Raw genomic sequence first — 7,512 nt, 5'->3', positions numbered from 1 at the left:
GATTTATATCGACCCGCCGTACAACACGGGGAACGATTTTATCTATAAAGATAACTTTGCCGACAGCCAAGCCGATTATGCGGAAAAAGTAGGCGATAAAGACGAAGCGGGCAAACTTAAGCGTGCCTTTGTGAAAAACAGCAAAGAAAACGGGCATTATCACAGCAATTGGCTCAATATGATGCTGCCTCGCCTGCATTTGGCACGAAACTTATTGCGTAAAGATGTACAACAAAGTGGGCTTTATCAGCAATGCCGCCCGCCCATAATTGGCAAATCGACTTTACCGACAAATTCGGCCAACACGGAAAAGCTGCCCGTTTCCTTCATCGGTAAAGTGCCGCCTTCATCAAAACCGGTCAACACCAAAATGTCCGCGCCCAATTCCTGCGCTTTCAAAGCGTCGGGCAAATTCGGATTCGGCAGGCGGCAAATGATTTTGATACCGGCCTGTTTGAGTTTGGCGTATATCTCCTCGTCCAACCAACCATTATCCAGCACCACAGGCACTTGCTCTTCAATCAGCAAATCCATCATCAACGGAATGAGTGAAAAGTCATAAGATAAAACAAACGGCACGCCAAAAGGCTTATCCGTCAAGGCTTTGACTTTGTGAATTTCGGCACGCATACGGTCTAATACATCTTGATTGGACGTCGGATTGGTGGTTTGCCCAGCGTGTGGGGCTAAAAAGCCCAATCCGCCAGCATTGGCAACGCTCGCCACTAAATGTGCATCGGTCAGCCACGACATTGGGGCTTGGACGATGGGGTATTTGATATTTAAAATTTGGGCAATACGATTGTTTTGCATGATTTTTCTCTGATTTAAAAAATGGAATAAGCGTATTTTAGGTTATTCAAATTGAGAAAAGAATAGCGATTTTTGGGAATTTGGTTTTCAAATATGGAAATCAACTTTCAGACAGCCTGAAAACTTATTTTGCACATTTTCCAAACAAAAACACCGCTTGAAAATCAAATTCAAACGGTGTTTATAAATTAACTGACTTTTAATTCCACCCAAGCCCTTTTGATGATTTCTTGACTGGCTTGTAATGCTAAAAATGCCAAAATAAACGCCACAATTAAATCAGGATATTTTGATTGAAAAAAATAAACTGCTATGCCAGCCAAAATCACCGCCATATTACCAATCGCATCATTGCGAGAACATACCCATACACTTCTGACATTACTGTCGCCATCACGGAATTTTAATAATATCAACAATGCTGACACATTCACCAATAACGCCAAAAATCCCACAATACTCATTTCGCTATAACTGGGAACTTCCCCATAAAACGCACGATAAATGGTTGTAATTAAAATAAATAAGCCAAAAACGCCCATCGTTAGCCCCTTAACCATAGATGCTTTGGCACGGTAACTTAATGCCATTGGCAAAACAATCAAACTTATTAAATAATTGGCACTATCGCCCAAGAAATCCAAGCTGTCCGACAACAGCGAAGTTGAACCCGATTTAATCCCCGTTACAATTTCCACAAAGAACATTGATAAATTTAATACCAAGACAATCCACAAGGCTTTTTTGTACTTGGGTGATTGGTGAATGGGCTGATTTGAACTGCAACAACTTTGGCACGCCATAACAAACTCCGAAAGATGATTGAAATTTGCTATAATATAAACTCCGTAGTTATTACAAGGTCAAGTGCAATGTCAAAAATTTTTAAAATTAAACAAGCCAGTGAGCAAACAGGCGTGCATTTGGAAACCATTCGTTATTATGAAAAACAAGGCTTAATCAAGCCAACTTTTCAAGCTAATGGCTACCGAGTTTTTGATGAAAATCAGCTAGAACAATTACGCTTTATTAAAACTTGTCGCAATATCGGTTTTTCTTTAAATGACATTCAGGTCTTATTGACATTTCAAACAACTCCCAATCATCAATGTGATGATGTTGATGAATTAACCCAAAAACATTTATCACATATCAACGAACAAATTAAGCAATTACAAGAAGTTAAATCATTTTTGGAACAAATTATTGGTTGTCAAAATAAAGAAATTGAAAATTGTCAAATCATTAAAAGTATTAAAGATAAAGGATAATGTTTTTCAGGCAGCCTGAAAGTTCATTTTTGCAAAATTTCCACACAAAAACACCGCTTGAATTGCTCCAAACGGTGTTTTAAACAAATATTTAAGGGGCTGTACTAGATAACTAGGGAAATCTAATTTCAGGTTAGAATAATCCCTATGAGAAGAAGTCGTTTAAGTCAGTACAAGCAAAACAAACTGATTGAACTGTTTATTGCAGGTGTTACTGCACGCACAGCAGCGCAATTAGTCGGTGTTAATAAAAACACTGCTGCCTATTATTTTCATCGTTTACGCTTACTGATTTTCCATAACAGCCTGCATCTGGAAATGTTTGATGGCGAAGTAGAGGTTGATGAAAGCTATTTTGGCGGACAGCGCAAAGGCAAATGCGGTCGCGGGGCAGCCGGCAAAGTGGCTGTATTCGGGCTTCTGAAGCGCAACGGCAAGGTTTACACCGTTGCTGTGCCCCAATACGCAAACTGCCACTTTATTGCCGATAATACGTGAGCAGGTAAAGCCTGACAGTATTGTTTATACTGATTGTTACAAAAGCTATGATGTACTTGATGTGAGTGAGTTTAGCCACTTTCGCATCAATCACAGCACACATTTTGCTGAACGACAAAATCATATTAACGGAATTGAGAACTTTTGGAATCAGGCAAAACGCCACTTACGGAAGTTTAACGGCATTCCCAAAGAGCATTTTGAACTGTATTTGAAGGAATGTGAATGGCGTTTTAACCACAGTGAAATAAAAGTTCAATTTTCCATTTTAAAACAATTAGTAAAGCAGAATTTATTCTAGTTATCTAGTACAGCCCCAAAAATAATAGTGGATGGTACGTTGGCATATCTCTACTACAAGCAGTAGGATTTTGAGAAAAATTTTCAAATGATAGAATTTTTTCAGATTACTTGACCTTAACCCTAGGTCAAGCTTTAACATTGCGCCATTCCATCTCAATAAAAATAAGGACATCTTATGAAATTACATAAATTCCCCCGCTCATTGTTGCTTTTAAGTTTAGGCATAACCACTTTTGCTCAAGCACAAACACTTTCTATGGAAGTGTGGAAAAGCCCGACTTGTGGTTGTTGTAATGAATGGATCAGCTATATGCAGAAAAATGGTTTTGAGGTTAAAGTCAACGAAACAGGCAATTATGATGCTCATAAGCGCTTTAACATTAAAGATGGGCATGCTTCTTGCCACACGGCCGTGATTGATGGCTATGTGATTGAAGGACATGTACCTGTTGAGGATATCAAACGTTTACTCGCAGAAAAACCCGATGCAATAGGCTTGTCTGCACCGGGAATGCCAATTGGTTCACCAGGTATGGACGGTGAAGCATACGGCGGACGCAAAGATCCTTATGATGTTGTTTTGATTAAGAAAAACGGTGAAAGTGAAGTATTTAAATTCTATAACCAATAGGGGGTGAAAGAATGAAACGTCGAGATTTTTTACGTTATGGAATTGGAATTAGCTTAGCCAGTAGCTCGCTTTATAGCCTTGCGAATATGATGAACCACGCACAACATGGCAATATGGCGATGATGCATTCAGTACCTACTGGCCTAATGCCAACTGAGGCAATGCCTTCAGGTTTATCGCTTAATGGGATATTGCCAAAACTTGCTAATCAATCGACTCAAGCTGGGCTATTCAAAGCCACTTTAAAAGCAGAGCCAATTAAAATTCGCCTCGCAGACAATAAAGAAACGGAATTTTGGGCTTATAACGGACAACTACCAGGGCCACAAATTGAAGTATTTGAAGGCGATACCGTAGAAATTGAATTTATCAATCACCTACCACAACCCTCAACAGTACATTGGCACGGCTTAGATGTACCAAATGAGGCGGATGGTAACCCGATGGATATGGTTGAACCGCAAGGGAAAAAAGTCTATCGCTTTACGCTACCTCAAGGCAGTGCTGGGACATATTGGTACCACCCTCATCCACATGACCATGTTTCCGAACAAGTCTATAAAGGCTTAGCAGGCACTTTCGTTGTTAAAGCGAAAAATGATCCCCTTGCACACCTTCCTGAACAACATTGGGTGATTTCCGATCTGCGTTTAAATACCGATGGCACCATTCCAGCAAACACAATGTTAGATTGGATGAACGGTCGTGAGGGTGAATTTGTGTTAATCAACGGTCAATATCAGCCCCAGATTCAAGTGAAAACGAATGAACGAATCCGTCTTTGGAATGCCACTAGCGCTCGTTATTTTCGTTTAAACATTCCAGGGGTGAAATGGATTGTGGTGGGTACCGAAGGTGGTTTACTTGAAAAACCTCGCTCGCCTGTTGATGAACTGCTACTTACACCAGCCGAACGCGTTGAAGTGATTATGGTGGGTGAAACGCAAGGAACAGTCAATTTACAAAGCGGTTATTATGATCGCCGTAAGATGATGGTGCAAGAACAGCCTAAAGATCTCACTTTAGCCACAATTCAGGTGAAATCAGAACCTGTTCAGTTACCTGAAAGCTTAAGATCCTTGCCTAACTGGGATGAACCAAAGCAGGTTCGCCAAATTCGCTTTAGTGAAAAAATGATGAACCATACAAATATGCCAATGATGAATCACGGTACACATCACGCTACTACAACACCAACGGACAACCCTATTCCACCAATGATGAATGGTATGTTCTTAATCAACGGTCAAACCTTTGATATGAACCGTATTGATTTTGTTGCCAAATTGAATGAAGTGGAACAGTGGGAAATTTTCAATGAAAGCCATATGGATCATCCGTTCCATTTGCACGGCACTCAATTTGAAGTGATTCAACATACATTAAACGGCAAAACCTTCAAGCCAGAAGGCAGGGCGTTAAAAGATGTAGTCAATTTGCGCCCTTATGAAAAAGTGATTATTCGCTTTAAGCAAGGACACACTGGGTTGAAAATGTACCATTGCCATATTTTGGAACATGAAAATCTCGGTATGATGGGGATGTTTAAAGTGGAATAGTGGTATCTAACTATAAAAATAGAGGGATTTTCGTGAAAATTTGTAAATTGCGAAAATCCCACTGCTTGTCATTATTTATTCCAACGATTTAACAACGCAACAAGTGAAAGCATCACAGGCACTTCAACCAATACACCGATAACAGTGGCTACATATGAACTTATTTAATAACCCATCTGGTAATTCACTTTCCGGTTATATAGATAATATTTTATGGTCTTGATGCTTTAATAAAAGTGAGTATTTTCTTCTCTTGGTTTTTTATGATTTATTTTTACAAAATTTAATTATTGATCTGCCCCCAAAAAGTTAGACTACGTTAATTCAAGGACTGAGTTCTGTATTGCACAGGGCTTAGCCCTTTTAGTCTCACTTGAATACGCTCGTGATTGTAATAATGAATATATTTTTGAATAGTCTGTTCGAGTTGCTCAAATGTTTCAAATCGTTTACCAAAATAACATTCCGTCTTCAATCGCCCGAAAAAGCTTTCCATCGCACTGTTATCCAAGCAATTTCCTTTTCTTGACATACTTTGCACGATGCCATTTTGTTTCAATATCGCCTGATAACCTGCCATCTGATATTGCCATCCTTGGTCGGAATGTAAAATAAGGCTTGCTCCTTGCGGGAGCTTTGCGACAGCTTGTTTCATCATTCGCATTATTTGCTCAAAGTTTGGGCTTCGGGCAAGGTCATAGGCGATAATTTCGCCATTAAATAAGTCCTTAATCGGCGAAAGATAAAGTTTGCCTTCCGCACATTTAAACTCGGTAATATCCGTGACGAGCTTTTCATTTAGAGCGTTTGTGTGAAAATCCTGTCGCAATAAATTCTCGGCAATTTTACCCACTTCGCCTTTGTAAGAACGATATTTTCTCTGCTTACATTTTCCTTTTAAATCAAGCTGTTGCATTATCGCTTGCACACGCTTATGGTTAATTGCACCGAACATTTTTCGCAATGCTAACGTAATGCGACGATAGCCATAATTGCCGTCATTTTTGCGATAAATCTCAACAATTTCCTGCCTAATTGCCACATTTTTATCAATTTTAAGCTGTAAATGATAAAAGAATGAACAGCGTTTTAAACCTGTCAAATAGAGTAATATTTCCAAGGAAAAATTTACCCTCAACATTTTCATGATGGCTACTTTTTCCGCATTTTTGCTTGGTTGAGTTCCCGCAACTTTTTTAGGTAAGCATTCTCCGCTTCCAGTTCCAAAATCCGATAACGCAAGCGTTCTTCTTCGGTTTTGGGTGGGGGAGGCATTTTCGGGTATTTCGGTTTCATTGCTGGTCGTCCTTTCGGCTTTGGAAATAAGCCGTTTATACCTTATTTTTCAAAGGCTTGCAACCACTGGCTAATCACCCCTGAATTAGCAATACCAAAATGCAGACAAGCACTTTCTGCAGAAAATTGCCCCTTTTTGACCGCTTGTATGACGGTTAATTTAAATTCTGGGGAATATTTTTGCCTCTTACCCAGTACGGCTAAACTATTGATTCCATTATAGTTATATTGCGAAATCCAACGACGTAGCGTGGAGGCTTTAAGCTGAAATTGCTGGCGAGTGAGTGAGCAATTTTTCCCGTTTTGGAGAAAAAATGCGATCACTTCTTGTTTGAAAGATTGGTTGTATTTCGTCATAAAAAATCTGCACCTTAATCAGTTGGTTTTTAGTCCAACTTTTGGGGTGCAGATCAGACGCTCACTTTGTCGCCGATTTGAAATTCGCCAGCGTCATCGCCCACCGCCACGACCACGCCTGCCCCTGCATAACCCAAAGTCGCAGGGAACACAGGGTCAATCACATACGCCCCTTCCCGATACATCATCTCGGCACGGTTTAGTCCCAAAGCGTGCATTTGGATTTGCACTTCGCCCGATTTTGGGCGGGGATTTGTACATCAACGATTTGCAGGACATCAGGCGAACCTGTTTTTGTAAATTGGATTTGTTTGCTCATTGTTTTGACCTATATTAAAAATGGGCGTATTTTAGCGTTTTAAAATAACAATAAGAATGGCGAAAAATGGGAAGTTGGTTTTTAAAAATGGAAAGATTGGGCGTTTTAGTCCGTCTGAAAAAAATGCCGTCTTAAAAAAGCATCAAAGATGTAGGGTGCAACTTGTTGCACCATTTTCCTGATGAAATATTGGGTTGGTGCAATGACGCACACTGCGAAACTGTTTGAAAAACACAATGCCGTCTGAAAAAGTATTAAAGACCTTTTCAGACGGCATAAAAAACACCGCTTTATCAAAAGCGGTCAGACTGCTGACAAACCCATCTTTCCAAAATCATTTGATAAAAATGGGGTTGTTTTTTTACTTTGTCGCTTTTCTCTTGCTTTTCCTTTCAGATAATGGTGCCAGCGGTCATTTTCGCTGATTGTTTTACCCCTGCCTCAAACAAGTAAAATTGGCGCCAT

The 7,512-nt window shown here is 39.8% G+C and carries 7 protein-coding genes and 3 pseudogenes; 5 read left to right on the top strand and 5 right to left on the bottom strand.

From position 1 onward, the window contains the following. Positions 1-226: pseudogene (locus P375_RS12855) on the top strand (site-specific DNA-methyltransferase); the annotation flags it as partial. 20 nt (positions 227-246) lie between these two features. Here P375_RS12855 and P375_RS11520 read toward each other — a convergent pair. Both P375_RS11520 and P375_RS11515 read right to left on the bottom strand, forming a co-directional pair. Next, on the bottom strand, positions 247-813 hold the full coding sequence (locus P375_RS11520) for a nitronate monooxygenase (RefSeq protein ID WP_231924132.1): 567 nt from the start codon (positions 811-813) through the stop codon (positions 247-249). Positions 814-1,001: 188 nt separating this feature from the next. Next, positions 1,002-1,616 (bottom strand): cation diffusion facilitator family transporter, encoded by a 615-nt coding sequence (locus P375_RS11515; protein ID WP_021461562.1) that lies wholly within the window; start codon positions 1,614-1,616, stop codon positions 1,002-1,004. A 69-nt stretch (positions 1,617-1,685) separates the two neighbouring features. Here P375_RS11515 and P375_RS11510 point away from each other — a divergent pair, with 69 nt between their 5' ends. From P375_RS11510 to P375_RS11495, 4 genes and pseudogenes are all read left to right on the top strand, one after another. Next, positions 1,686-2,084, top strand: coding sequence for a MerR family transcriptional regulator (locus P375_RS11510; protein ID WP_039092659.1), 399 nt, complete (start codon positions 1,686-1,688; stop codon positions 2,082-2,084). A 147-nt stretch (positions 2,085-2,231) separates the two neighbouring features. Then, positions 2,232-2,883, top strand: a pseudogene (locus P375_RS12310) (IS1595 family transposase). 177 nt (positions 2,884-3,060) lie between these two features. Next, positions 3,061-3,516: a DUF411 domain-containing protein gene (locus P375_RS11500; RefSeq protein ID WP_021461564.1), complete on the top strand. Its 456-nt coding sequence runs from the start codon at positions 3,061-3,063 to the stop codon at positions 3,514-3,516. 11 nt (positions 3,517-3,527) lie between these two features. Further along, positions 3,528-5,075: a multicopper oxidase family protein gene (locus tag P375_RS11495; RefSeq protein WP_021461565.1), complete on the top strand. Its 1,548-nt coding sequence runs from the start codon at positions 3,528-3,530 to the stop codon at positions 5,073-5,075. Between the two features lie 319 nt (positions 5,076-5,394). On the opposite strand, the pseudogene P375_RS12300 reads toward P375_RS11495, so the two are convergent. The 3 genes and pseudogenes from P375_RS12300 to P375_RS12900 form a co-directional block, all read right to left on the bottom strand. Further along, a pseudogene (locus tag P375_RS12300) lies at positions 5,395-6,728 on the bottom strand (IS3 family transposase). 53 nt (positions 6,729-6,781) lie between these two features. Beyond that, on the bottom strand, positions 6,782-6,913 hold the full coding sequence (locus tag P375_RS11480) for an alcohol dehydrogenase catalytic domain-containing protein (protein ID WP_230588116.1): 132 nt from the start codon (positions 6,911-6,913) through the stop codon (positions 6,782-6,784). Positions 6,914-7,189: 276 nt separating this feature from the next. Further along, on the bottom strand, positions 7,190-7,324 hold the full coding sequence (locus P375_RS12900) for a hypothetical protein (protein ID WP_256940507.1): 135 nt from the start codon (positions 7,322-7,324) through the stop codon (positions 7,190-7,192). Positions 7,325-7,512: the final 188 nt, after the last annotated feature.

Origin of the sequence: Gallibacterium genomosp. 2 (assembly GCF_000771895.1) — a bacterium.
In the GTDB taxonomy this organism is placed as follows: Bacteria; Pseudomonadota; Gammaproteobacteria; order Enterobacterales; family Pasteurellaceae; genus Gallibacterium.
The sequence above is the reverse complement of the archived record's forward strand: the minus strand, read 5'-3'. Positions and strand labels throughout refer to the sequence as shown.